The organism is Ginsengibacter hankyongi, from assembly GCF_008710285.1.
Lineage (GTDB): Bacteria > Bacteroidota > Bacteroidia > Chitinophagales > Chitinophagaceae > Ginsengibacter > Ginsengibacter hankyongi.
On the sequence record NZ_VYQF01000017.1, the window covers coordinates 1 to 27000 of the forward strand.

At 38.9% G+C, this 27000-nt stretch carries 21 protein-coding genes; 11 read left to right on the plus strand and 10 right to left on the minus strand.

The window, feature by feature from the left end; translation table 11 throughout:
- From FW778_RS22765 to FW778_RS22795, 7 genes are all read left to right on the plus strand, one after another.
- Positions 1-4677, plus strand: a 4677-nt coding sequence (locus FW778_RS22765; RefSeq protein WP_150417225.1) for a T9SS type A sorting domain-containing protein, incomplete at its 5' end; no start/stop codon positions are given.
- Positions 4678-4944: 267 nt separating this feature from the next.
- Positions 4945-6027 carry a T9SS type A sorting domain-containing protein gene (locus FW778_RS22770; protein WP_150417226.1) on the plus strand — a complete coding sequence of 361 codons (1083 nt, stop codon included), beginning with the start codon at positions 4945-4947 and terminating at the stop codon, positions 6025-6027.
- Between the two features lie 545 nt (positions 6028-6572).
- The gene (gene moaA / locus FW778_RS22775; RefSeq protein WP_150417227.1) at positions 6573-7562 is read left to right on the plus strand and encodes a GTP 3',8-cyclase MoaA; all 990 of its coding nucleotides are present in this window, start codon (positions 6573-6575) and stop codon (positions 7560-7562) included.
- A gap of 63 nt (positions 7563-7625) precedes the next feature.
- Positions 7626-8834 carry a molybdopterin molybdotransferase MoeA gene (locus tag FW778_RS22780; RefSeq protein WP_150417228.1) on the plus strand — a complete coding sequence of 403 codons (1209 nt, stop codon included), beginning with the start codon at positions 7626-7628 and terminating at the stop codon, positions 8832-8834.
- 33 nt (positions 8835-8867) lie between these two features.
- Complete coding sequence (gene moaC, locus FW778_RS22785) at positions 8868-9341, plus strand: cyclic pyranopterin monophosphate synthase MoaC (RefSeq protein ID WP_150417229.1); 474 nt, start codon at positions 8868-8870, stop codon at positions 9339-9341.
- A complete protein-coding gene (locus FW778_RS22790; protein WP_150417230.1) occupies positions 9322-10497 on the plus strand; it encodes an NTP transferase domain-containing protein in 1176 nt (391 codons plus the stop codon). Before moaC ends, FW778_RS22790 begins: the two co-directional genes overlap by 20 nt.
- Positions 10487-11545, plus strand: coding sequence for a HesA/MoeB/ThiF family protein (locus FW778_RS22795; RefSeq protein ID WP_150417231.1), 1059 nt, complete (start codon positions 10487-10489; stop codon positions 11543-11545). Before FW778_RS22790 ends, FW778_RS22795 begins: the two co-directional genes overlap by 11 nt.
- A gap of 45 nt (positions 11546-11590) precedes the next feature.
- Here the strand turns inward: FW778_RS22795 and FW778_RS22800 are convergent, their stop codons facing one another.
- The 9 genes from FW778_RS22800 to FW778_RS22840 all read right to left on the minus strand — a co-directional run bounded on the left by FW778_RS22800 (position 11591) and on the right by FW778_RS22840 (position 20343).
- Positions 11591-12010, minus strand: a complete 420-nt coding sequence (locus FW778_RS22800; RefSeq protein WP_150417232.1) for a molybdenum cofactor biosynthesis protein MoaE — start codon at positions 12008-12010, stop codon at positions 11591-11593.
- A 12-nt stretch (positions 12011-12022) separates the two neighbouring features.
- The gene (locus FW778_RS22805; protein ID WP_150417233.1) at positions 12023-12259 is read right to left on the minus strand and encodes a MoaD/ThiS family protein; all 237 of its coding nucleotides are present in this window, start codon (positions 12257-12259) and stop codon (positions 12023-12025) included.
- 10 nt (positions 12260-12269) lie between these two features.
- Positions 12270-13028 carry a sulfite exporter TauE/SafE family protein gene (locus tag FW778_RS22810; RefSeq protein WP_150417234.1) on the minus strand — a complete coding sequence of 253 codons (759 nt, stop codon included), beginning with the start codon at positions 13026-13028 and terminating at the stop codon, positions 12270-12272.
- Between the two features lie 273 nt (positions 13029-13301).
- Positions 13302-15575, minus strand: coding sequence for a sodium-translocating pyrophosphatase (locus FW778_RS22815; protein ID WP_150417235.1), 2274 nt, complete (start codon positions 15573-15575; stop codon positions 13302-13304).
- An 84-nt stretch (positions 15576-15659) separates the two neighbouring features.
- Positions 15660-16082, minus strand: coding sequence for a type II toxin-antitoxin system VapC family toxin (locus FW778_RS22820; protein ID WP_150417236.1), 423 nt, complete (start codon positions 16080-16082; stop codon positions 15660-15662).
- Entirely contained in the window at positions 16079-16339 is a 261-nt protein-coding gene (locus FW778_RS22825) for a DUF6364 family protein (protein ID WP_150417237.1), read from the minus strand. Before FW778_RS22825 ends, FW778_RS22820 begins: the two co-directional genes overlap by 4 nt.
- Positions 16340-16489: 150 nt before the next feature.
- Entirely contained in the window at positions 16490-17989 is a 1500-nt protein-coding gene (locus FW778_RS22830; RefSeq protein ID WP_150417238.1) for an NAD(P)H-hydrate dehydratase, read from the minus strand.
- A gap of 31 nt (positions 17990-18020) precedes the next feature.
- On the minus strand, positions 18021-18533 hold the full coding sequence (locus FW778_RS22835; protein WP_150417239.1) for a DinB family protein: 513 nt from the start codon (positions 18531-18533) through the stop codon (positions 18021-18023).
- Positions 18534-18627: 94 nt separating this feature from the next.
- A complete protein-coding gene (locus tag FW778_RS22840) occupies positions 18628-20343 on the minus strand; it encodes a S8 family peptidase (protein WP_150417240.1) in 1716 nt (571 codons plus the stop codon).
- A 534-nt stretch (positions 20344-20877) separates the two neighbouring features.
- Between FW778_RS22840 and FW778_RS22845 the strand changes: the two genes are divergently transcribed.
- Positions 20878-21975, plus strand: coding sequence for a hypothetical protein (locus tag FW778_RS22845; RefSeq protein ID WP_150417241.1), 1098 nt, complete (start codon positions 20878-20880; stop codon positions 21973-21975).
- Between the two features lie 70 nt (positions 21976-22045).
- Here the strand turns inward: FW778_RS22845 and amaB are convergent, their stop codons facing one another.
- A complete protein-coding gene (amaB, locus tag FW778_RS22850; RefSeq protein WP_150417242.1) occupies positions 22046-23569 on the minus strand; it encodes an L-piperidine-6-carboxylate dehydrogenase in 1524 nt (507 codons plus the stop codon).
- A gap of 215 nt (positions 23570-23784) precedes the next feature.
- Between amaB and FW778_RS22855 the strand changes: the two genes are divergently transcribed.
- The 3 genes from FW778_RS22855 to FW778_RS22865 all read left to right on the plus strand — a co-directional run bounded on the left by FW778_RS22855 (position 23785) and on the right by FW778_RS22865 (position 26918).
- Positions 23785-24573, plus strand: coding sequence for a C1 family peptidase (locus tag FW778_RS22855; protein WP_150417243.1), 789 nt, complete (start codon positions 23785-23787; stop codon positions 24571-24573).
- A 43-nt stretch (positions 24574-24616) separates the two neighbouring features.
- A complete protein-coding gene (locus FW778_RS22860) occupies positions 24617-26533 on the plus strand; it encodes a C1 family peptidase (RefSeq protein WP_150417244.1) in 1917 nt (638 codons plus the stop codon).
- 70 nt (positions 26534-26603) lie between these two features.
- Complete coding sequence (locus tag FW778_RS22865; RefSeq protein WP_150417245.1) at positions 26604-26918, plus strand: protease inhibitor I42 family protein; 315 nt, start codon at positions 26604-26606, stop codon at positions 26916-26918.
- Positions 26919-27000: the final 82 nt, after the last annotated feature.

Sequence of the window (27000 nt, forward strand, 5' to 3'; positions counted from 1 at the left end):
GCCGGAACAACTTATTATTATGTGGTTGTGACAGGTACCTGTGGAAATGCTACATCAAATGCTGCAGGGATTTTAGTGAATCCTTTGACGACAATAGGCACGCAACCAACAGGAGCAACCTATTGCCAGAACGGTTCAGCCACTGCATTGACGGCCGCTGCCACCGGAACGGGAACACTTACTTATCAATGGTACAGTAATGCATCTAACTCCAACAGTGGAGGCACGAGCCTTGGCAGTGCCAATGGAGCACAGACAGCTTTCTATACGCCTGCGACCACCGCTGCCGGAACAACTTATTATTATGTGGTTGTGACAGGTACCTGTGGAAATGCTACATCAAATGCTGCAGGGATAACTGTTACCGCTACTCCGGTCGCCGGAACGATTGGAATTACCTCTTCTTCTAACTCAACAAATCCAAGCATGTTATGTGAGGTTACATCAACGCACCCTGCAAATAGCGCTACTTTGACCGCTAGCGGTACAACGGGTACCATTACATGGCAGCAGTCAACCAATGGTTCTACGTGGACCACTGTGACAGGTAGTTCAAATACACCAAGTATCACTATTACGAACCTTTCGCAAACGACACTATACAGGGTGCAAGTGATCAACGGTTCTTGTACAACTCCTGTCTATTCAAACATAATACCATTACAATGGATACAGGCACTTCCGCCGACTAACCCTTTAGCAACTCCGCCAATTATCTGCTTAGGAGAGTCTTCGACGTTAACAGCCGATACGGGATACCCACCTGTTGGCATCACAGCAAACCAGGGCGATTTTAACAATGGAGCATCAGATAACAAAACATGGACAGTTTATAAACCCGATGGAACCGTAGATGGCAACGCACTTAACGCGAGCGGGGACAATTCAAACGGTGGTTGGTGGGCTGAAACCAACGGGCCGCAGAAGATCAATGCAAATGGGATAACTTACCAGAGTCCGGATAATAAATTTGCCATTGTAAGTGGTAATTTTAATAGTATCCTTGAGAGCCCTGTATTCTCTTTTATCGGGGCTACTAGTGCCGTGTTTAGCTTTTCGCAGGCTTACAACCTGACAAGCGGGGCAAGTGCAAAAATTGAGATATCAACGAATGGCGGAACAAGTTATACTACGTTGGAAACCTACACAGGTCCTGCAACTTTCGGCACTGCCAGCGGTAATACAAACACTGTCAAAAATTACAGTATCGATCTGAGCAATTACCTGGGTATGTCGAATCTCAGAATCAGGTTTAAATATCAAGGTAACACCACGAGTGCCTGGGCGTTAGACAATCTTAATACTCCGGGAGCAAACCTTCCGATCAGTTATGCGTGGTCAGGCACTATTCTAAATACCACAATCGGAGTTCCTGTTATCGCTACGCCGCAGATTACAGGCACGAGTTATTATACACTACAGACTACCATAGCGGGTTGCCCTGGTGGGCAAGTTCAGGTCGCTGTTGTTACGAATCCGCTTCCAACATTGGGCGGACTTAGCCAAGCCGCAGTTTGTAGTGGAAGTAATGGCACCATTAACCTTACCGGGCTGTTACCTAACACGACCTCATCTATTGTTTACAACATTAACGGCGGAAGTGGCGTGACTGTTAATAATATCGCTTCAGATGCATCAGGTAACGGCAGCTTTACAATACCACTGACCTCAGGACAAAACGGGCAAACGCTCACTATAACATCAATTACAGGAAATAATTCAAATGGCAAGTCTTGTGGAGCATCCCCGAATAAGAGCGTGACACTAACAGTTAACCCGCTCCCAACAGCGACGGTTACTGGTGCAACGACTCTTTGTCAGAACTCTGCTCAATCGCCGGTAGTATCATTTAATGGAGCAACCGGTACGGGCGCATATACTTTCACCTATACTCTTAACGGTGGATCGAATCAGACTATCAGTGGCGACCCAGCTACAATAACGGTGCCCACATCCACCGCCGGCACTTTCACCTACGCGTTGGTGAGCGTACAAGATTCTAAGGGATGTGTCAATCCTCAGATTGGCAGTGCAACCGTTACGATTAATCCACAGGCAACAGTAGCTACCCCTCCGGCCAATAAACTTGCGTGTCCTGAAGGTGCAATCGCGTTCACGGTTACCGCCAGCAGCGCACCGGCGCCTTCTTATTCATGGGAAGTGAATGATGGTACAGGGTGGAGTCCTGCAAATACCAGCGATTACAGTACCGATCAAAACACGGGGACCCTCACTGTAAGTAATATTACAGCCGGCAATACTAAGAATGGTTATCTATATCGTGTGAATGTAATTGCTTCTGCTTCTTGTCCGGTTACGACACCCGACGCAAAGCTTACTATTCGCAATATCTGGTACGGATATACAAATACCGATTGGAATACTGCATCGAATTGGTCTGATAAAGCCGTGCCTTCGCAAATGAGCTGTGATAGTGTGATAATTCTCAACGTCACTAACAAACCAATACTCTCAACTGGGGCCAACGGATCAGTGAATCACCTTGTGATGAGGCCCGGCGCTAAACTGACGATCACGGGTAATATCATGCACATTGCAGGCAGCATTATTGATGATAATATGGCCATTGACGCGACGGCAGGTACTATCGATTTGAACGGAGATAAGGAACTGTACAACTCGAATCAGCGTCTTATTCAAACGATAGCAGGCCACATGTTCGCGACACCTTATAACAATAACTCGGGCAGGCTGCAAAATTTGCAGATCAGCAGCCCTAATAATGCGAATGTTGCGCCAATCAGTGCACTTAACGATACGCTTAATATTACGGGAGTTCTTTCTTTTGGCAATGTTAGTGGTGTTACGCTTAATACGGGGAATAATATTACAATGGTTTCCGATAGAAGTGGAACAGCACAGGTGGCAGACATAACGAATAACAACACTAATCCGGGAAATAAATTCAATGGCTGGGTAGAGGTAGAAAGGTATATTAATATAAATCCTGCTGGATCGCATTACCAGGCGTGGGAATTTTTAGCTACGCCTACAAAGGGCCAAACTGTTTATCAAAGTTGGATGGAAGGCGGCAGCAAGACCATCCCAGGCTATGGTGACCTGATTTCTGATCCTTCGGGAGCAGGGGGTGGGTTTGATTTCGCTTCGCCATATCCATCTATGAAATATTATTTGCCGGGATCTTCACCGCTGAATATACAATCTCCGGATTGGCAAGGCATTTCTAATACTGGTAATCAGATATATGCCACAAGCGGCTATATGCTGTTCGTTTGGGGTGATCGCACCGCTGTGCCTTATACGGGAACTACAAATACACGCATGCGAACGAAGGGGGACCTGATCATTAATGGCCTTACAGTTCCCACCTCTGGTACCTTGTTCACTTCAGTCGGTAATCCCTATGCCTCGGCTATCGATATGAAAAAAGTCATAGGCGCAAGTTCTGTGGACGAGCCCTTTACCACATGGCAGTCCGCATCGGGAGGAACTTATGGTTTCGGCTATTTTGTTGCTCACACTAAACAAGGGAATGACTATGTGGCTATTCCTGGTGATGGCACACCAGATAATAACGTTCAAAGCGGACAGGCATTTTTTGTACAGAAACTTGGGGGCGGTTCAGGAAGTGTGGTTTTCAATGAAACCTCAAAAGCGTCCGGTAGTTCATATGCGACCTTTATCCCCGCTGGGGTTTCAGCCATGCCTGCACAATTACGCTCTAACCTTTATGTAATTAAATCTACCGGTGCCACTGCTCTTGTCGACGGTACACTTACTCAATATGATGATTCGTTCAGCAATGATCTTGATGGGACGGATGCCCTGAAGGTGTATAACCCGGGAGAAAATTTCGCTATCTGGTCTCACGGAAAGGGTCTGATAGCGGAGAAAAGAGGGATCATAAAAAGGGATGACACTCTCTTCTACAAATTCACAGGAGCCGCAGCGGCAAAATACAGAATTGAATTTCTTGCAAAAGGGATGTCTGCGAATGGTCTGCAAGGCTATTTAGTCGACAAGTATCTTCAAAAATCTACCCCTTTAAATATGGAAGGCGCTACGAGGATGGACATCACTATCGAAAACAACAGTGGTTCGAAAGACCCGGGCAGATTCTTTATAATATTTAAAGCTGCTGTTGTACTTCCAACAACGATTGTTTCAATAGATGCTAATGCCCAAAATGATGGAATCCTGGTAAATTGGAAGGTCAACAATGAGAACAATATGCAGCGTTACGAAGTTGAAAAATCTTACGACGGCGTCCATTTTACAAATGCTTCGAGCATTGATGCATTAAATACGGGTGCGAATGACTATAGATGGCTTGATCAGCATGTGTTGCCAGGTTATAATTACTACAGAGTGCGTTCTGTAGACCGTGTTGGTAAGATACAATACACGACAATAGTAAAAGTATTGATTGGGAATGGACAGCCGTCAATAAGTATTTATCCTAACCCAATTACAGACGGAACGATCAACCTGCATCTTAATAATATGCCTGCGGGTAAATATGGAATTAGATTAATGAACCAACTCGGCCAGGTCATAGTTTCCAAACAAGTGGAACGATCTGACGGAAGCAGTATTGAAAGTATCAAATGGGACTACAACCTTTCACATGGCATATACAGGCTCGAAGTAATTCTACCAAATAAGTCCGAGAAGGAGATAAAAGTTATTTATTAACGTTTACAATACCAGTTTCACACATTATTAGAATTCCTTGCATGAATTACCACTTCCGGAGTTTATAACTCCGGATTTTTTTATTACACGCTTACTGTAACTGTCATTACCTCAATGAGTTTTTGGAAAGTAAAGCGTTTTACTGTTTCGGTCCGCCCTGATCCTTGCTTAATATGATATTTTAATAATGCAATAACTAAATCAGGAATTTCGTTTTAGCCTATGGTAACATGTTGACAGGATTCTCTAATATCCAAACCTTTGAAAATGAAGTATATTTTTACACTGATTCTTGCTGCGCTGCTTTTTAGCACTCCGGCAAATAGCAGTCCTTTAGCACCAACTACAACCGGACTTGCGCTTTTTCGGCTGAATCTTTATGCCCTCAGGCCAGACAACTCTGGTTACCTCGTAGACGGCACACTCACCCAGTATGATTCCGCTTATAGTAATAATATTGACGGATTGGATGCCCTAAAATTATTTAATCCCGGCGAAAACATCGGAATGGTAAGGGGAAGTTATGTGTTGATAGGTGAAAAACGGCATACCATTCAAGGCAACGATTCCATATTCTTTAAAATGTGGAACATGCGGGCAATAACTTATCAATTGGTTTTTGTTGCCTATAACCTTGATCAGCCCGGAAGAATGGGACTTTTGCAGGATAATTATTTACACACTTCGGCTCCATTAAACCTTAATGATACTACCAAAATAAATTTTTCAATTACCTCCGATCCTGCATCTAAAGCAACAGATAGGTTTAGAGTTGTCTTTGTTACGACAAGTTATTCAGCTTTGCCTTTAATTTTTACCTCTGTAAAAGCTTTTGAGCAAAACAACTCAGTGAATGTTACCTGGAATACTGCTAATGAAAGCCACGTAAAACAATACAATGTTGAAAAGTCTTCGGACGGTCATAATTTCATAACATCAACAGTAATAAAGGCAAATAATTCAGCCGTTAATGCTTACCATTGGACAGATGTCTATCCAAATGAAGGCAATAATTTTTACCGTATTAGCAGTATTGATATAGATGGTAAAATACAATATACCAATACCATGAAAGTATATATCAGGCAACTCAATTCCAATATCCAGGTTTATCCAAATCCCGCAACATCCGATAACCTGAAACTAAAAATGATAAATCAACCGGCAGGCGTATACGAAATAACACTAATGAATTCGTTCGGCCAATCGTTGATAACCAAATCAATTCAACACAAAGTCGGAAATGATATTGAAAACATAGATCCATTATTAAGCATTCCAAAGGGAATTTACCGGCTAGAGATAAGAATGCCATCTGGAGAGAGAAAAGTGATCAGCGTTTTATTTTAAATCTGAACTTTAATAGCCCGATGCAGCTATTAAATAAAATTAAAAACATTAATAAATAAGCTTCTGAGGTCGAAGGCTTCAGGAGTTTTATTTGAAGAAGTTGGAACTTTTTATCTAACTTTATGATGTAATAATTCCCTAGATGAAACGAGTTTTGAGATCCGTAATAATTTTTTATTTTATACTCCTCGCATTTGTGTGTTTGCCGTCAGTTGTTTCTGCGCAAGTAGGCGACCCGGGGTGTGATCCTAACGGTTATAGATGCGATGAAAATGGTCAAAACTGTGTTCTATGTCCTATTGATAATGGATTAGTCTTATTACTTTCCATCGGTGTTCTTTATGGAATTATTAAATATCGAATACAAAAAAATCCGGCTAAACTCAACCAATAAAATAGGGTAGAAGTGCCAGTGAAAGATGACGAAGTAGTCAATTTCATTAATACCTATTTGCAAAATTCATTTAATCCCAAATAATAAATTGGACTTTCATTTATAGATACTATCCGATCTTTGCATACATTTCATTCTAAAAAAAGATCAATTGATAACAGACAATCATGGAAGGAAGATTAATTATCTGCGTTTAGCCGTTACCGATAAATGCAACCTCCGTTGCTTTTATTGTATGCCACCTGAAGGGTTGAACTGGATAGAAAAAAAAGAGCTGATGACTTATGATGAGATGTTACACATCTGCTCTTTGCTGGTGAATAATGGGATTGAAAAAATAAGAATAACAGGCGGCGAGCCTTTTATAAGAAAGGACATGATGCAATTCCTGGCTGCTTTGTCGGGGTTAAAGGGATTGCGTCAAGTTACAATTACCACCAATGGTGTTCTAACTGCACCGCATGTACCCGAATTAAAACAGTTAGGTATTCAGTCGGTAAACCTGAGTATTGACACACTGGACCGTGATCGCTTTTTTTCTATTACCCGGCGGGATGAATTGCCAAATGTTTTGAAAACATTAGACGCATTATTACAACACAATATTGAAACGAAAATAAATGCAGTTGTGATGGATGGAAAAAATACAGAAGATATTATTCCACTGGCCGCACTTACCAAAGAATTGCGTATAAGTGTACGGTTTATTGAAGAAATGCCTTTTAACGGAACTGAAGCACACGGTCCCGGATTGCAATGGAATTATATCCGTATTCTTGAAAAAATTAAAGAAACATTTCCGGAAATAGAAAAGATCTCTGATCCGCCATTTTCCACTTCATACAATTATCATATCCCCGGCTATAAAGGAAACATAGGGATTATCGCAGCATACAGCCGTTTATTTTGTGGAAGTTGCAACCGGATAAGAATAACCCCTTTGGGAGAATTAAAAACCTGTTTATACGACGATGGAGTGTTAAATATAAAAGATTTACTAAGGCAGGGATTGAGTGATGATGAATTGAAACGTATTGTGTTGCTGGCTCTTGATCACCGGCCGAAAGACGGCTTCGAAGCTGAGCGAAAGCGTAAGGAAAAAAAACCGGTTCATGAATCAATGGCTACGATTGGTGGGTAGTTTACCACGCGGGCACAAAGAGGCAAAGAATAAAATATTTTTTACAGACTTCATAAATAATAAATGATACTTGTTGAAGAAGCGGAAAAAATAATCCTGGCGCAGGTAAAAGATTTTGGAAATGAACTTACTCCGTTTGAAAATTCTTTGAACAGGGTATTAGCCGAAGACCTTTTTACTGACCGTGACCTTCCCCCTTTTAACAGGGCAACACTAGATGGGATTGCTATTAATTATTCAGCCTTTGAAAAAAGAATTTATTCATTCCATGTAAAAGCAACACAGGCTGCCGGTGAACCATCCATTGATATCAGTAAAGAAGATGAATGTATTGAAATAATGACCGGTGCAGCCTTGCCAGCTACGACAGATACGGTTATTGGTTATGAAGACATTGAAATAAAAAACGGCATTGCCTTCATAAAAAATGACTCTTTTAAAAAAGGGCAAGGCATTCATTTGAAAGGAACAGATAAAAGAGAAAATGAAATTATTGTAAAAGGTAACGATGTTATTACCCCTGTTACTATAAGCATCGCAGCATCTATCGGCAAAACAGAATTACTTGTAAAAAAATTGCCTAAAGTAGTAATCATTTCTTCAGGGGATGAACTGGTTGATGTACATGATAAGCCAAATCCTTACCAAATAAGACGTTCCAATAATTATATCATAGCTGCGTCTCTGGAGCGATATAATTTGAAGGCTGATGTACTGCACATCCCGGATAACCCTGAGGTAACCAAACAAAATATCGGTAACTGCTTACAAAATTATGACGTCATCATTTTAACTGGCGGTATCTCCATGGGTAAGTTTGATTACATACCGACAGCGTTGCAGGAGTTATCTGTAAAAAAGCTTTTTTATAAAGTACAACAAAGGCCCGGCAAGCCTTTCTGGTTTGGGCGCCATAAGAACGGAGTTGTAGTTTTTGCATTACCCGGTAACCCGGTTTCTACTTATATGTGTTTCCACCGGTATTTTATACCATGGCTGAAAGCCTGTATGGGACTGCCTTTTACCAAAAACAGGACTGCCGTCCTTAATGAGGATTTTTCTTTTACTCCTCCTTTACAATATTTTTTACAGGTAAAATTAAACATGGAAATCGATGGTACATTAACAGCAACGCCATTTGAAGGAAATGGTTCCGGTGATTTTGCCAATCTTTCCGAAGCTGATGCATTTATGGAACTTCCACTGGAACGAAATAACTTTACAAAAGGAGAAGTGTTTGCCATTTGGCCATTTAAAGAAATACTTCTTTAAACTATCTTTTAAATAAAATTAACCTGGTGGAATATGGCTGAGTTAACGCATTTGAATGAAAAGGGTTTGCCAACAATGGTTGATGTGAGTGAAAAAAAAGTCACGCAACGTAAAGCTGTTGCGAGAAGCATTGTTGAATTACCGCAAGTGGTGTATGAACAGCTAACTAACGGGGACATTCAAACGAAAAAAGGTTCTGTATTTCAAACAGCAATTATTGCCGGAATTATGGCTTCAAAAAAAACGGGGGAACTTATTCCATTGTGCCATCCTTTGGGTTTGGATAATTGTTCGATAAATATCCAAATAGATAATAATAATTTAATAATTGATTGTACTGCAAGCATTACATCCAAAACAGGGGTTGAGATGGAAGCTTTGATGGGAGCAACAATTGCAGCACTAACGGTGTATGATATGTGCAAAGCGCTGAGCCATGATATTGTAATTAAAGAAATACAACTGATGGAAAAAACAGGAGGTAAAAATGATTTCAAAAGAACATAAAAAACACAGCGACCTGGCAAAACCTTCTTACGGAAAATTCAATCGTAACGAATGGGCAATTGTTGGCATGCAATGCAGTAACATTAAATTATTGGCCGATAAAATTATTACAGCATTATCATCGCAATATAAATGTACTTATGTTGATGCGAAACATTCCATGGAAAATGAAAATGCCTTACTTCCTCCGCACCTTGAAAGCGGCGCCATGGCTTCCTACGTCGATCACATCAATTATCACCAATTCAATTTTAATAAAGAATATAACGATTTTCAATTAAGGCAATTATTGAATGATGCAGATATCGTTCTGGTAAATGGAAATCATTTCCAGGCAAAATCACAGGTAGTAGTGATTGATGAAACAAAAAAAGAATCTCTTAAAAAAAGAACAGAACAATTAACTAATATTGAATTGATTTTATTGGCAGATAATGCACCTGATGTTTTTGATTTTATAAAAGATTTTCCTTCCATTAAGAATACACCAGTTTATAAGTTAGATGAAACTTCCAAAATCATTGATTTTTTTAAAGCCAAAATGCAGGAATCAATACCTTTACTGAACGGGCTGGTACTTGCGGGCGGACGAAGTAAAAGAATGGGGTTTGATAAAGGAACTATTCAATGGCATGCAAAAGAGCAACAATATTATGTAGCTGATCTTCTGAAAGAATTGTGTGAAACTGTTTTTATTTCCTGCCGCTCCGATCAGCAAAAAGAAATTGATACAAATTATAGTACGCTCACCGATACCTTTATTGATTTAGGGCCTTACGGGGCAATACTTTCAGCTTTCCGTGCACAACCTGATAAGGCATCGCTTATAGTTGCCTGCGACCTTCCGTTACTTGACCTTTCCACTTTGCAACATTTAAAAGAACACAGAAATATTTCTTCAATGGCAACGGCATTTGAAAGCCCTTATAATCATTTTCCTGAACCACTCATTACCATCTGGGAGCCTAAAAGCTATCCTGTTTTATTGTCTTTTTTATCACAAGGAATCAACTGTCCCGGAAAAGCTTTACGAAATATGGACACTGCAGTTTTAAAAATTCAAAACCCGGAAACTTTAATGAACGTGAATACTCCGGAAGATTTTGAAAAAGTTCAGCATATCATTCAAACAATGCATCCACATCATGCCAAATGATTTTACACGATATAGTTGTCAGCTTGCTTTACCCGGATTTAATGAAGCCACACAACAAAAATTACAAAAAGCAAAAGTATTGATCGTTGGGGCAGGAGGTTTAGGTTGCCCGTCAGCGTTATATTTAACTGCATCCGGAATTGGTACCATCGGGATAGCAGATTATGATGTTGTTTCTGCCAGCAACTTACACCGGCAGGTTTTATATAACCATGCTGAAGTTGGTTTACAAAAATCTGTTATTGCATGCAAAAAATTACAGGAACAAAATCCAGGGATACAACTTATTTCCATTGATGAAAAGATCACTTCTAAAAATGTGATGGAGATTATACAAGATTATGATCTAATTATTGATTGCACAGACAATTTTGAAACCAAATATTTGTTGAATGATGCTTGCGTGTTATCCAATAAAGTAATGGTATATGGTGCCATTTATCAATATGAAGGCCAGGTAGCCGTTTTTAATGTGCAGCATGATGATGGAACACATTCGCCCAATTTCAGGGATCTTTTTCCCAATGTGAATGCATCACAAATTCCCAATTGTGCTGAAGGCGGAGTAATGCCAACACTTGCTGGAATTATTGGCTGTTTACAGGCGAATGAAGTAATAAAGCATTTCACCGGGCATGGTGAATTACTTGCGGGAAAAATAATGATGCTGGATGTAAATACTTTGCAAAGCCGCATTATTAAATTAAAGAGCGTTAGCAAAACCATTATTGCTGATTTACCTGAAAGTATTGATATACCTGTAATTTCAGTAAGTGATTTGAAAAAAGCAATCGATTCAGATGAATACAGCCTGGTAGATGTAAGAACCTTCCAGGAACATACTTCTTTTAATATCGGGGGAACTCTTATTCCTTTAAACTATCTAGAAAAAAATATTTCTCTTTTAAATTTTGAAAAACCTGTTGTATTGTATTGCGCAACGGGTAAACGAAGTGAGGAAGCAGTGAAACTTATAAAAAGTAAATTTCCTGGTGCAAATGTTTTTTCATTGAATGGGGGAATGAAAGAATGGGAGAGGGCGTTATAAATTATAAGTGGTAAGCTACTAATTACTGATCACTTATCACTTCCGTCACGGATGTGCTGCCACCCAAACTTCCCCGTCCTCAAATACTTCTTTTTTCCAAATAGGAACTATTTGCTTTAAAGTATCTATAATATAACGGCAAGCTGTAAACGCAATATCCCGATGTGCTGCAGCTACTACTATAACAACAGGCACCTCACCAACCTCTAACACACCGGTACGATGATGAATGAGTATTTTCTGAACAGGCCATTTTGTAAAAGAGCTGACGGCAATTTTATTCATCTCGCTAATTGCCATAGATTCATAAGCTTCAAATTCAAGCCTGATCACTTTCTTTTGTTTGGTAACATTTCTAACGGTTCCAATAAACACATTGATGCCCCCACATTCGGGCGACATTACCCAATTTATGCAAGCCGGGATATTTAATGGCTCAGGTAATATTTTTATATCTATGTTCAATTTCTTCTTTTTTTATCCGCCGCTTACCGGCGGAATTACAGCTATTTCATCGTTTTCATTTATGATATCACCAGCGGAGGCATATTCATTATTTACTGCAATCATGTAAGAACCTAATTCATTCAGCCCCGGATATTTTTTCTCCAACATATGTTTCAAATCATCTACCGACGAGTCATTTTTACAATCCACATCAATCACCGCATTACTAAAAATATCTTTCACAATTCCAAACGCCAGTATTTTCATTTAATAAATTTTACTTAAAAAGATGATGGTATAAAACTTCGATTCCTGCAGCAAAAACAAGTACAGCTGTCATTCTCCTAATCACCATTGGATTAAATTTTACGGCTCCCATCCGTGAACCCAATTGGCCCCCCAAAAATACAGCAATACATAACAATATAATCCTTGTACTATTAAAAGCAGGTGGCAAATTGGTTAATTGTCCGGCGATGCCCCCAATTGAATTCACCAGGATAAAAACACTGGCTGTAGCAGCAATCTTTTTCGGCGTGTCCCATTTTACCAGGTTCAATAAAGGAGATAAAAAAATTCCGCCACCGATCCCTACCATGCCCGAGAGCAAGCCTATGAAACCTCCTAACAGCCCATCTTTTACGTAAGTATTTTTATCCGTTGATTTTATATCTTCAGAAATAATCTGACGGGTCTTGATCCATAATAAAACGGCTGCCACAATAAGGCTGCAACCCAGTATTATAAAAAAAGTATTTTGACTTAATTTTATTGTTGCACCCAAAAAAGCCATGGGCACGCTTATCAAGGTGAGTGGCAGTATCTTTTTCCAGTTTACCTGTTTATGCTTAATAAAAATAATGGTACCTCCTGTTACCACAATAATATTACAGATTAATGCAATTAGCCGCATCTCTTTAAAGGGCAACATATACAATGCCAGTATTGCCAGATAACTGGAGCCGCCACCAAAGCCTACTGACGCGTAAATGAAAGCAATAACAAAAAAGAATAGAAGTATTTCCGGGTGAGGCATTATTAATATTTTTTAAAAAGTTGTGAATGGGAAATCGCAGTCTATTTTAAAAACCATACTGATTATTTCCAGGCACAATTTCATCAAAATATTTTAAAATAAAATATTGTATAAATAATTGCCCTGGTTATTCAAAAACAATTATAACGGAAATGTATACACGCAAAAAGGGAACTTATCATTTGAGCATTCAGGCTGGAATTTTTTTAAATAAAAAAACCAGGAATAGTATATTCCTGGCTGATTCATTTAATGTTTATTAAAACTATAAATCTATTTTCTTACTAAATTTTCTTTTTTATTACTGATGTTATTTATGCCTGTAAGAGCAAAAGTATTTTGCTTTTGCATTTGATTGATACCTGTTTCTTTTTGCTCTAATAGTCGCAGGTTTTCCATTTTAAGCTGCCTGTCTTTTTCAATACTTGCATGGTGAATTTTTGCAAGGGTAGGAGCTATAACCAAAGAGATAATACTCATCAGCTTAATCAATATATTCATACTTGGCCCGGAGGTATCTTTAAACGGATCCCCAACAGTATCGCCGGTTACAGATGCTTTGTGAGGATCAGAACCTTTATAATAGGTTTCATTGTTGATAACGGCACCTTTCTCGAAAGATTTTTTAGCATTGTCCCATGCACCACCAGCATTATTCTGAAACATTCCCATTAATACACCGCTTACGGTTGCTCCTGCAAGAAAACCACCTAAAACCTGTGGCCCAAAAATAAACCCAACAATTAATGGCGATATTAAAGCAATGGCTCCGGGCAACATCATTTTTTTGATGGAAGCATCTGTTGAAATTGCAACACATTTTTCATACTCAGGTTTTCCCGTTCCTTCCATAATTCCGGGGATCGTTCTGAATTGCCGGCGCACTTCTTCAACCATTGCCATAGCAGCCTGTCCAACGGCGCGAATAGCCAATGATGAAAAAATAAATGGTATCATAGCGCCAACAAATAATCCAGCTAATACATCTGCACGATAAATATCGATGCCATCAATTTTTGCAATGCCTACAAATGCAGCAAAGAGTGCCAATGCGGTTAATGCGGCAGAAGCAATAGCAAAGCCTTTACCGGTTGCTGCCGTTGTATTTCCTACTGCATCAAGTATATCTGTTTTTTCCCTTACCTCTTTGGGCAGCTCACACATTTCGGCAATACCACCCGCATTATCTGCAATGGGGCCAAATGCATCAATGGCTAATTGCATCGCGGTTGTTGACATCATGCCTGCAGCAGCAATTGCCACACCATAAAGGCCTGCGCACCAATAAGACATGTAAATACCTGAAGCCAATACGAGTATGGGAAGTAACGTGCTTTCCATTCCTACGGCAAGCCCACCGATAATATTTGTAGCATGGCCTGTAGATGACTGGCGTACGATACTCATAACCGGGCGTTTACCCATTGCCGTATAGTATTCTGTTATAAGGCTCATTAAAGTACCCACAACAAGACCTACGAAGATGGCACCATATACACCATATTTTGTGAAATGATAATTTCTTAAAATCATATCACTGTCAGGCAATAACCACATTACCAAGAAGTAAGAAGCAATAGCGCTTAAAATTATAGAACCCCAGTTACCAAGATTTAGTGCTTTTTGAACTACTGATGTTTGTAATCCGGCACTGTCAGATATTTTTACAAAGAAGGTTCCTATAATCGAAAATAAAATTCCCATTGAAGCAATGAGCATAGGCAATAAAATAGGGGCCATCCCACCAAAACTATCATTAGATAAAGTTTCTCTTCCTAATACCATTGTTGCCAAAACTGTTGCAACATAAGAACCAAAAAGGTCAGCGCCCATACCTGCAACATCACCTACATTATCACCCACGTTATCTGCAATAGTAGCAGGATTGCGCGGATCATCTTCAGGAATCCCAGCTTCTACTTTTCCAACAAGGTCTGCTCCAACATCCGCAGCTTTTGTATAAATTCCACCACCCACACGGGCAAACAGTGCGATACTTTCTGCACCCAGACTAAAGCCTGTAAGAACTTCAATTGTCTTTTCCATTTCAAGACTATCAACAGCTGCACCGGGAGCAAAAATTGCTTTTAATATAATGAATAAACCACCTAATCCTAATACAGCCAGACCTGCAACGCCAAGCCCCATAACACTTCCACCCGTAAACGAAACTTTCAGCGCTTGCGCAAGGCTGGTTCTTGCAGCGTGTGCCGTGCGAACGTTAGCTTTAGTAGCAACCTTCATTCCTATAAAACCAGCAAGGGCGCTTAATATAGCACCACATATAAATGCAAGAGCGATACTCCAACTGCTGTTTGCGCTGCTATAACCCATTATGCCCAATAACAATGCAGCAATAATTACAAAATAAGTAAGGATTTTATATTCAGCTTTCAAGAAAGCCATTGCACCGTCTGCAATGTAGGTGCTGATTTCCTTCATCTTCTCATTACCGGCATCCTGCTTGTTTACCCATGCAAATTTTATGAATGTGTACAGTAAGCCAACAATACCCATCGCAGGGATTACGTAAATCAAATTATCCATATTATATTAATTAGTAATTAATTTTTGGGTGGCAAAAATAGGGTAAAATGTAATAATAAGCTAATTAACCGGTAGCATGATTGGCTAACTTGAAAACAAGTGTTTTTGAAAGAAATCTTCACTTCTCAACACTTCTATTTTTGAAAAATAAAAATCTTCGATATCTTCTGTAATGAAGCAGTCGCATTTACTTTCAACAGCAGCATAATATTCAAGTCCATCTTCGAAGTCATTAATAGCAGGATTCTGCAAGCACTGAAGTACGGGTGACTTGTTTACTGGTGCAATATGTATGTGTTCACATAAAATTTGAATTCTTTTTTTTGCGGAAATACTTTTATATTTTTTTTCTGCAAAATAAAAAGCAATAGCCAGGCAAACAGGAGAGGTGAATAAAGTAAACTTTTTATGATCGGCAAGACTTACTATGCGTGAAGTATAAGTAAAAAGAGGATATTCTTTATTTATTACAGAAACTAAAATATTAGCGTCAAGAAATATTTTCATTTTCTTGATTTGAAAAATTCTTCTTTGGCAGCTTTTCTTGTTCTTCTTGCTTTTGTTTGGTAAGTGGCCCCGCCTTCAGCAACCTGCTGTACCCAATCTGAAATGGGGAAGTCTTCAAATGAATTATAATTGCCGGAGGTAACTTTTTTCAATAGAAATTCTATCAGGCGTGAAAGACTGATGTTATTTTTCTCGGCATATTTTTTTGCTTTATTGATTACCGATTCATCAAAACTTAAAGTAATCTTGTTATCCAATTTCATCAATTTAAAAAACAAAGATAATATTTTTATACTACAACTAAATTTTTTTTATACGTATAAACGCATAGGGCCAATTATGAATAAGTGAAATTTCAATTCTATTTGCTCATTGCTGGCAAGTAACATTATTTAAAGGATAACTTACTAATGACTTATTTGTATAAACGCATCGCCGAGATAATCAATGATATCACCGGCAATCATCGCTTCTTTTGATAATTTTTTCGCAGCTATGTCACCCGCTAGTCCGTGTAGATAAACTCCCAATATACATGCCTCCAGTGAAGTATATTTCTGTGCCAGTAAACCCGTAAAAATACCCGTAAGCACATCGCCCGAACCTGCTGTGGCCATACCCGCATTGCCGGTTGAATTAAAAAAGCCTTTACCTTCCGGTGTTGCAATTAAAGTATGATGGCCTTTTAAAACAATATAAACACTTAGTTCTTTCGCTTTTTTTAAAGCAAGCTCCATTCTTTCAAAATCATTTTCAGATTTACCGAACAACCTGTCAAATTCTTTTGGATGCGGCGTTAATATACTGTGCTGCGGAATTGACTTATATAATGCAGGATAGGAACTTAAGATATTTAATCCATCTGCATCCAGTACTGCCGGGCCTTTGGAATTTTTAAATACCTTTTGCAGCAGTTGTTTATGGGATAGATGTCTTCCAATTCCGGGGCCGATACCTATTACATCAAAGTTTTTTAAATTATCAATGTCTTTAATAAAGGTGGTGCCAAACATGGCGCACATGGCTTCAGGTACTGCAGTCTGCATTATCGTATAACCTTCTTTACAAATATAACACGTGAGTTTGCCAACGCCACTCCTGAGGCAAGACCTTGCACTCAGCACTGCAGCGCCCATCATTCCATAACTACCAACTACCAGGCATGCATAGCCGTAGTTCCCTTTGTTTGCAAAAGGTTTTCTCGGAACATAAATTTCTTCAATTGTATTTTTATCGATTAATTCAAAAGGTGTCTGTTCATTGTTATAATATTCCTGTGAAAGCCCGATATCTAAAATTGCAACTTCGCCACAAAAGGATTCATTTTCCGCAAGTAAAAAAGCAACCTTTTGTTGTTGAAATGAAAGGGTATAACGAGCTTGAATAATCGCATTTCCATCCGAATGAACATCTGCATATAAGCCACTCGGTATATCGATGGAAATTATTTGAGCCCCTGAATTATTTAAATGAACGATAAGTTTTTTAAAAATACCGGAAGGCTTTTTATTAAGGCCGGTTCCAAACAACGCATCAATAATAACATCATCTTTATTTATTGCAGGAAAACTTTCAGTTGATTCTAAAAAATAAATTGCTGAGGATATTTCCTTTAATCTTAGCAGGTTGATATTAAAATCACCGGAACCTGCGGAAGGGCTTTCTGCAATATATACGCAAACGGGAAAATTATTTTGAATCAAAAGCCTTGCAATGGCAAGCCCGTCACCGCCATTATTTCCTTTGCCGCAAACAATTTTAAAAGATGTTGGTTGCTGAAATTTTTTTAAGATCCAATCAGCACAAGCCTTCGCGGCACGCTCCATTAAATCAACAGAAGCTATAGGTTCATTCTTAATCGTAAATGAGTCCCAGTTTTTTATTTGCTTAGCAGAAAATATTTTCATGCTGATCTTTAACAAGTGATAACGCTAACGTCTAAACTCCAATATATCTTTCCTTTATAATGCGGATATGATGTTCAACATGGCCAACAGTTATAAAGCCGAGAGCTGCCACCGAAATAGTGTAATCGCTTGCTTTGCCGATTGTATTCAACGCATCATCAGAAAAACTATTGAAAAGGTATTCACTCGATTTACGGCTTGCAGTAAATTCTTCGATCATTTCATTCCAAAGGCGATCATTTGCATGTGAATTTATCGTGTAACTATTCTCATCAAAAGAGGGAAGAATGCTTTGTTCCTTTCTTGCAAAGCACAGGGCACGGTAAGAGAAAACTCTTTCAGCATCGATGACGTGCTGCAACACTTCCCTGATGGTCCATTTATCTTCAGCATATCTTCTCAACGAAAATTCTTCACTGATAGATTGAAAAAAAATTTCTGCAGTAGGCATTTGAGTTTTAAAGGCCAGCTTTAAATCATCTTCTTTTACCTGGTTTATATATCGCTGAAAATATTCAGGATAAGTTGTTGTGGAAGGTTTCATTATTATTATCTGTTTGTGATACAAATTTAATTTTTAATAAATAAAAAAACCTAACGGCATTTGCACGTCAGGTTTTAAAATAAAGTTTGAACTATTATCCTCTTTTTCCTCTTCTTACTTTCGATTTCGGAAGCATATCTTTTTTAATATCCTTTTCACCTTTTACTGTTGCGGCAAGTTTCACTGCCTCGAAAGCATTTACTTCACCACCCGATATTGAAATATCAGAAAGGTTCACCATTTCAGGTACTTCATCACCACCAGGTGTTTTTTGTGTTCCCGGCAAAATAACTTTTTCGGTTATTGGAGTAGCCGATTTATCAATTACATATTTTACCTGTTCGGCAGTAAGGTCAGGGAAGTATTCGCGAATTAAGGCGGCAACGCCGGCAACCACGGGACATGCCATACTGGTACCAGAATAATTACCATATTTATTTCCACCGGGTAAGGTTGAATAAATGTTTACGCCCGGTGCAAATACATCTACTTCATTTTTTCCATAGTTACTGAAGCTGGCGGTGAAACCACCATTGGTAGAATCGCCACTGGCGCCTACTGTTATAAAATTTTTCGCTCTTCCTGTTCCATCTTCAAAGACAGGGTTTGGAAAGTTAGCGGCAGTATCAATATCCTTATGATCATTTCCTGCAGCATGCACCAACAGCACGTCTTTACTGTGTGCATATTTCACCGCGTCATCTACCCAGTTTTTTTCAGGAGAAAAATCTTTACCGAAACTCATACTTATAACCTGTGCGCCGTTATCAACCGCATAACGAATCGCATTTGCAATATCTTTATCATGTTCATCGCCATCAGGTACCGCACGCACCATCATTATCTTTACATCGTTTGCAATGCCATCCATTCCTATTCCATTATCTCTTGCAGCAGCAATAATTCCTGAGCAATGAGTACCGTGCGAAGGCGTACCGGCCATTACATCATTGTTACCATAATTGCGGTCGTTAATATCATTCTCATTATCTTTTACAATCTCTCCACGGAAATCTTCAGGAGGCGTGTTGCCTGCTTCTCCTTTACGAATCTGGCCTTTTAAATCCTCGAGAATATCTGTATTTGTAATATCATAATCATTATTAAGCTTACAGATATTTAGATAAATACTGGTTGCCGTTTTAGCATCAACGTCGGTTGGCCTATATGTTTTTAAATCGTTACCCGTAAACGAAGTTTTGTCCAGGTCTTTTGCAATTATGGAATCGCCCCTTTGCAACGGAGGAAGAATTCTTTGCATAAATAAAAGTTCCTTCGGGTCAACGGAGCCAATTACTTTATCCTTTGCCCGAAGGTATTCATCCACTTCTTTTCTTTCTTCGGGTTTCATATTGGTGGTGTCCGGAATATTTTCACCAAATTTTTCACGAAGTTTCCAGTAAACCCTGGCGCCTTCATAAGAATCCTGGTGCACATTTTTTCCATCTTTACCGCCAATAAAATTCCATCCATACACGTCATCCACATAACCATTATGGTCGTCATCAATACCATTGCCGGGTATTTCGCCCGGGTTATGCCACAGTACCGATTTTAAATCTTCCTGTGTTGTATCAACGCCGCTGTCAATTACAGCAACCACTACTGTTTTAGGTTTGCGGGTTTGTAAAAACTTGTAAGCTTTGTCGAGACTGATTCCATAATAACCGGTTTCACTTTTATCCAGTTCGTGCCAGTTATGCGGGGCTATCACTTTTTCTTTTTCCGAAGTTCCCTGTGCAAGACCTGCAAATGGAAGAGAAGCAACGAAAAGTATAGCTATAAAAAATTGTTTAATTCGTAATATCATAACGTATGTTTAATTTTTAGTAACGCAAAGATTTATAAATTAGTTTGATATTAACGACCGCCTGTGTATTATTATGTAATTTTTATCGGAAATATTAGTTAATTGCTATTGGACCAATAAACTACCTGTAAATATATATCTTACTACGAAATTTTTATCACGCAATGCACAGCCATAATAATGAAGTATTATTTGCAATTTGTATTATAAAAATTCTCGCCCTCCGTTTGCCCCATATCTTTTAATTTTTTCCATGTTTCGTAGGCTAATTTCGTATTTCCCATTTTTTGATAACTGTAGCCCAAAAATAAGCATCAGTGTAGGTAGGATCAATTTTAATGCATGCCAGGAATTGATTAACTGCTTTATCAAACTTGCTATTTTTAAACAATCCGAGTAAAGTAAATGATATATTGTGCAACTCAGTCGAAAAATTAGGAACAAGTGAAATGATAGTACAATTGCTTCAAGAAAAAAATTGTTTTATTTTCAAGTTTTAACTTCAAATGCAAAGATTATTTTTAAAATTTAAGAATGAAAATAGGTAAGGCAAGATTTTTTAAAAAGCAAAATGTAATTTGTTGCTCTCACGTAATGATGCTCACAATGTTTTTCATTTTTAATGCTAATGCTCAAAAACATAATATTTACACAAAAGATAGTTTGAGCCTTTGTGCAGTAAAAAAAATAACTATCAAATTAGACACGATACAAATGTCTTCATCTACTGCTCACGTTCGATTCGGGCATATTCGTGTGGTTGATGTTCGTTTTGATACTACAATGGTAGATTATTTTTCTTCCATACATAATGGATTTACTGTAAATGCAGAAAATTATAAAGTGACCTTGCAAGGCTCACTTGGCAGTTCGCTAACACAGGTTTTAAATCATTTTTATAAAAATAATTTACGTGATACAGAAGATGGAGTGTTAATAGTCTTTTTAAAAAAATTATCTGTATCAAAAGCTGATAGTACTTATCAATTAAAGTTACACAACTATAGAAAAATAAATTTTGTTGCTGAAATGTTTTTGAATAAAGGAGGTAATGATTATGCCGCATGTAAGGTTGATACAGTGATTCTAACAGAAATTTACCGGGCAACAGTCAAAAAATATTCGCGGCATATTGAGGATTCGCTCATAATGCCTGCAATTGCTGCCTTGGAAAGAACAATTGATAATACTGACTGGTCAGTTGTTTTAAATCGAAAAGCATTTGAGCCGGAATTTGTGCTTAAGCATTATTGCCGGGACATGTTCAACCTGCCTATATTAAACGAGCTATGTAACAAAGGAGTTTATAAAACTTATAAGGAATTTTTACTGAACAAACCCTCAATAAGAGTCTTTACTATAAAAGAAAAAAATACCGGAGTAAATATACTGCAGGACGAGGCAGGAAATATATTACCGATGGTGCATTACTTTGGATATTGTGACGGAAAGAATTGTTGGATTATGACGGATGTTCGAGCTTCACCGTTATTTCGGGTGGGAAACTCATTTGAATTTTTCGGACATTTTAATTACAATTTTAAGGATGAAATAAATAACGGCGCTTCTCTTTTCACAACAAGCAGTAATTTATCGTTTTTAGAATCTTTGGATTTAGAAACTAAAAATTGAATACTATAAGCATTAATCACTTATCTATTATAACGGTCATGCTTAACTTTTTTAATTCCAGGAATTATTATTACACCGTAAACTTTATCCCCTGTGCCAGCGGAAGCTTATCTGTATAATTAATGGTATTGGTTTGGCGGCGCATGTAGGCTTTCCATGCATCGCTGCCACTTTCACGGCCGCCACCGGTTTCTTTTTCACCACCGAAGGCACCTCCAATTTCTGCACCGGAGGTTCCTATGTTTACGTTGGCAATTCCGCAATCGCTGCCGGCCTGTGAAAGAAATAATTCCGCTTCGCGGATGTTTAGGGTAAAGATGGAACTTGATAAACCCTGTGGTACATTATTTTGCAGTGCGATTGCTTCTTCAATGGTTGTATATTTTATAAGGTAGAGTATGGGTGCAAAAGTTTCATGCTGTACAATTTCCATATCGTTAGTTACTTCTGCAATGCATGGCTTTACATAACAGCCGCTTTCAAATCCTTTGCCGGTAAGTGTTCCACCAGGTACTACAAATTTGCCTCCCTGCTTTTTGCATGCTTCAATTGAATCAAGATAAAGCTGCACTGCATCTTTATCAATCAACGGGCCTACATGAATGCCGGGTTGCAAAGGATCACCTATTTTAAGTTGCTTATACGCGGCCACCAATTTCTTTTTAAACGTTTCATATACCGCTTCATGAATAATTAATCTTCTTGTGGTAGTGCATCTTTGCCCGGCTGTGCCTGCTGCGCCAAACAAAGAGCCAACAAGCGCAATATCAAGATCAGCATTTTCAGAAATTATAATGGCATTGTTGCCACCAAGTTCCAGCAAACATTTTCCCAATCTTGCACCCACTACAACGCTTATAGCTTTGCCCATTCTTGTAGAGCCGGTTGCAGATATTAATGCAACTCTTTTGTCTTCAGTCATCCATTCACCTTGTTCTCTTGCGCCTGTAATTAAATTGCAAACACCCTCGGGGACTTTATTTTCTTTAAATACTTTTGAAATAATCTGCTGGCAGGCAACACCACATAACGGTACTTTTTCTGATGGCTTCCAAACACACACATCGCCGCAAACCATTGCTATCATGCTGTTCCAGCTCCATACTGCAACCGGGAAATTAAATGCGGAAATAATCCCGACTATTCCTAACGGGTGATATTGTTCGTACATGCGATGACCAGGCCTTTCGCTATGCATGGTAAGTCCATACAACTGTCGTGATAAGCCAACAGCAAAGTCACATATGTCAAGCATCTCCTGCACTTCGCCCATGCCTTCCTGTAAGCTCTTCCCCATTTCATAACTAACGAGCTTACCTAAATCGTTTTTATTTTTTCTTAGTTCATTACCTATCTGTCGTACAATTTCACCTCTTTTAGGAGCAGGCCATAAACGCCATTCAAGGAAAGCTTTTTGTGCCGTATCAATAACAACATCATAACTTTTTTTATCGCAAATTGTTACCGATGCAATTTGTTTTCCATCAACAGGAGAAGATGATTGTATTTTATTGCGTGAACCGGTTAACCACTTTGTACCGGTAGATATTCCTTTGCTATCTGCATTAATATTTAATCTTTTCAAGAAATCCATGTCTGTCGTTTTAGGCAAAACTATGGATGTTTATAACATTTACAATCTTATGATGAAAACCAGTTGCATTTAATTTTTATTCTTATTACTTTTAGTAACCTGAAGATTCTACAGCCTGGTTATTTTGATTAAACAACTACTCCTCTAATTAGCTACCTTTTTAATTACACCCGGAAAAAAATTATAATTTTTTTTTAACCATTTAATATTTATTTATGAGTAAGTCAACAAGTTCAACAGCGAAACCAACGCATCGTTTTGGTTTTGGATGGGTACCCGATCTTCCAGACCAAAGAGATTTAATGTATTCGGCGCCCATGATGATAATGAAAAAGCTGCCACCAAAAGTAGATATGCGTACAAAATGCCCACCGGTATATAACCAGGGACCGTTAGGAAGTTGCACAGCTAATGCGCTATCAGGAGCATTTGAATTTGCCAGGAAAAAGCAAAGGCTGGCAGACTTTATGCCATCACGATTGTTTCTTTATTACAATGAAAGGGTAATGATTAATACCGTTAATTCCGACAGCGGTGCCTACATAAGAGATGGTATAAAATCATTAAATACAACAGGCATTTGCCCCGAAAAGGAATGGAAATACGACGTAAATCAATTCACTGTAAAGCCGCCGCAAAAATGCTATACCGATGCATTAAAATCTACCGTAAAAAGTTACCAACGGTTAACGAATACTAACCTGCAACAACTGAAGTCATGTCTTTCAGAAGGGTATCCGTTTGTATTTGGCTTTACTGTTTATGAAAGCTTCGAAAGCCAGGCAGTTGCTAAAACAGGCATGATGCCCATGCCGGCGCCTTCGGAAAAAGTTATAGGCGGCCACGCAGTAATGGCCGTAGGTTACGATGATAAAAAGCAGGTAGCTATTATAAGAAACTCATGGGGAACTGGATGGGGCGTTAAAGGATATTTCTACATGCCATATGGTTATATAACCAGCAATAATTTGTGCGACGATTTCTGGACGATTAGAATTGTATAGCGACCGGCAATAACAAAAATATTTATTTATAAATTTTTATACCATGGCACAAATAAGAACCAGGCAAATAAAAATTTTGGATCTCAGGAAGTTTTTGATAAACAAAAAATTTTCCTGGCAGATACCTGCATCTTTCAAACTGGCTGATAATAAAATTCATTCGTTAGGAGGAGATCCAACAAAATTTACTTTGCCCAAAGTAGTCCCCAAACTGGATCTGAAAAAAATAATAGATGATAAAACCGGTAACCCGTTTTTATTAGAAAGAAGAAAAGCTTTAGGTTTTATAAAGGAAGCGAAGCCAAAAACAAAATTGGCTGTACACGAAATAAGTCCAAATATAAAAGAGGCATATCTAAAAGATATTTTGTTGCCAAAGTTATCGCCATCGGTAGATTGGCGAAACAGGTGGGGATGGAACTGGATTACAAAAATTAAAGACCAGGGTGGTTGCGAATCGTGTTGGGTATTTAGCGGGGTTGGCATAGTAGAAGCAATGACGAGGATTGAACATTGCGTGTGGAGCAAAAGATCGGAAGGAGACGTACACGATGGCATGCATGTAACGTGTGCACAAACCGGAGATCCGGGGTCAGCATTAACATGGATGGAAAATAACGGAGTTGCAGATCCTGATTGTTATCCTTACCGCCCCGGGGACTATACGTGGGCACCTACGCCCGATAGAAGCGGAAGAACGGTGAAGATTCCACCTCATACCAACATGGGAAATACCAACGATCAAAAAACATGGATTGATACGGTGGGGCCTATTACACTTTGCTATGATGTGTACAATGATTTCGACATCTATTGGAATTCAGGAGCAAATGGCGTTTACAGGAAAGCAAATATCCCTAACAATAATTTACGCGGCAGCCATTGTGTGGTTGCAGTAGGTTATGATAATGTGCAACAATGCTGGATATGTAAGAACTCATGGGGTAACGGAGGCGATCATGGATTTTTCAGGATAGGGTATGGTGAAGTAAACAGCGATTATTATTGGAAGTATGGCGTTAAGATCACTAACCCTGACCCATGGACGAAAAGAAGATTGCATAACGGAAATATTATTGAAAGTGGTAACGGTGCTTTACATAGAAACTTTGAGATGCTTGCTACCAGTGGCGGCATTCATATGAAACATTGGTGGCGCGACGGATCATCTAACAACTGGGGTGCAGGCCCTGTGTTAGCAAACGATGTAGCTGTATGTCCCACCTTTACCGGAACCACATTCAACAGGAATTTCGAATGTGTTTATATGACAACAAGCCGCAGGCTTCACCATTGGTGGTTTAACCAGGCTGCAGGCACGTGGAATGATGGTGGAATCTTTGGTCCGTTTGACGCATATGGCGTACCGGGATTTTTACAGAGCAACTATGGAGCGCCGGGCAATTTCGAAGTAGTTGTAAGAACACTTACCGGGCAATTGAACCACTGGTGGCGTGATGGAGGCGGCTGGCACGATGGTGGAAGATTTGGAAGCGGGATTATGTTGAGTGGTGCAACTTTAATACAAAGTAATTATGGAATGAAAGGCAACCTGGAATTAGTGGCCGTTATCAATACGGGCCAAATGCAGCATTTCTGGAGAGATGATGACCACGGATTTGTGTGGCATGCGGGCGTAGTTTTTGGTTCGGGTATTTATAGCACACCCGTAATGATAGAAGGTGAATATGGCGCAAGTGATGAAGACCGGGTTGGCAATTATGAATTATGCGTTGCCGTTGGAGGAGCTGTGCAACACTGGTGGAGAGACAATGCCGGTGGAACAGGATGGCATTATGGCGCCACTTTCGGAAGTAACGTAAGAACCGTAGCAGGTTTGGTGGAAGGTAGTTATGGCTTTAACCTTGAAGTGATAGTAATAACTAATAGCAGCCAATTGCAGCATTACTGGAGGGATGGTGCAGGATGGCATCCCGGTCCGGTGATTGGCCCTGCATAATTTTTTTTATTAAACCCCTGTTTAAATACGGGGGTTTATTTTTTTAATAATTTGTGATAAAATTTATACAATGGCAGGCACAGGTATTGAAGAAATAGTTATACAGCCTGGAGGCTCAAAAACTATAAAATTAAAAGGGCTTGCCAGTGCGGGCTATGAATGGAATTACACGATTGAGGGTAATAATGATCTTGTAACTATATCAAAAGAATTTGTATTAACCGAAGAACTTACTCAAAAAAATATGGGAGCCAGTGCCGACGAAGTTTTTACAATAAAGGCCAATAAAAAAGGTAGCGTGGTTATTTATTTTTTTCAAAAAAGAGGCTGGGAAAAAGATATTGCTCCTGTACATGAAAAAACAATAAGAGTTATAATTGAATGATCAATTATAGTAATCAAAACTTAATCTGACAGTTATTAAATTTGATAACAAAATAAAACAGATTAAGATGACAACAACTAAA

Coding starts and splice junctions, on each gene's coding strand:
- FW778_RS22770 (WP_150417226.1), top strand. CDS start 4,945: ATGAAGTATATTTTTACACTGATTCTTGCTGCGCTGCTTTTTAGCACT.
- FW778_RS22780 (WP_150417228.1), top strand. CDS start 7,626: ATGATACTTGTTGAAGAAGCGGAAAAAATAATCCTGGCGCAGGTAAAA.
- moaC (WP_150417229.1), top strand. CDS start 8,868: ATGGCTGAGTTAACGCATTTGAATGAAAAGGGTTTGCCAACAATGGTT.
- FW778_RS22790 (WP_150417230.1), top strand. CDS start 9,322: ATGATTTCAAAAGAACATAAAAAACACAGCGACCTGGCAAAACCTTCT.
- FW778_RS22795 (WP_150417231.1), top strand. CDS start 10,487: ATGCCAAATGATTTTACACGATATAGTTGTCAGCTTGCTTTACCCGGA.
- FW778_RS22805 (WP_150417233.1), bottom strand. CDS start 12,259: ATGAAAATACTGGCGTTTGGAATTGTGAAAGATATTTTTAGTAATGCG.
- FW778_RS22810 (WP_150417234.1), bottom strand. CDS start 13,028: ATGCCTCACCCGGAAATACTTCTATTCTTTTTTGTTATTGCTTTCATT.
- FW778_RS22815 (WP_150417235.1), bottom strand. CDS start 15,575: ATGGATAATTTGATTTACGTAATCCCTGCGATGGGTATTGTTGGCTTA.
- FW778_RS22820 (WP_150417236.1), bottom strand. CDS start 16,082: ATGAAAATATTTCTTGACGCTAATATTTTAGTTTCTGTAATAAATAAA.
- FW778_RS22830 (WP_150417238.1), bottom strand. CDS start 17,989: ATGAAAATATTTTCTGCTAAGCAAATAAAAAACTGGGACTCATTTACG.
- FW778_RS22835 (WP_150417239.1), bottom strand. CDS start 18,533: ATGAAACCTTCCACAACAACTTATCCTGAATATTTTCAGCGATATATA.
- FW778_RS22840 (WP_150417240.1), bottom strand. CDS start 20,343: ATGATATTACGAATTAAACAATTTTTTATAGCTATACTTTTCGTTGCT.
- FW778_RS22845 (WP_150417241.1), top strand. CDS start 20,878: ATGAAAATAGGTAAGGCAAGATTTTTTAAAAAGCAAAATGTAATTTGT.
- amaB (WP_150417242.1), bottom strand. CDS start 23,569: ATGGATTTCTTGAAAAGATTAAATATTAATGCAGATAGCAAAGGAATA.
- FW778_RS22855 (WP_150417243.1), top strand. CDS start 23,785: ATGAGTAAGTCAACAAGTTCAACAGCGAAACCAACGCATCGTTTTGGT.
- FW778_RS22860 (WP_150417244.1), top strand. CDS start 24,617: ATGGCACAAATAAGAACCAGGCAAATAAAAATTTTGGATCTCAGGAAG.
- FW778_RS22865 (WP_150417245.1), top strand. CDS start 26,604: ATGGCAGGCACAGGTATTGAAGAAATAGTTATACAGCCTGGAGGCTCA.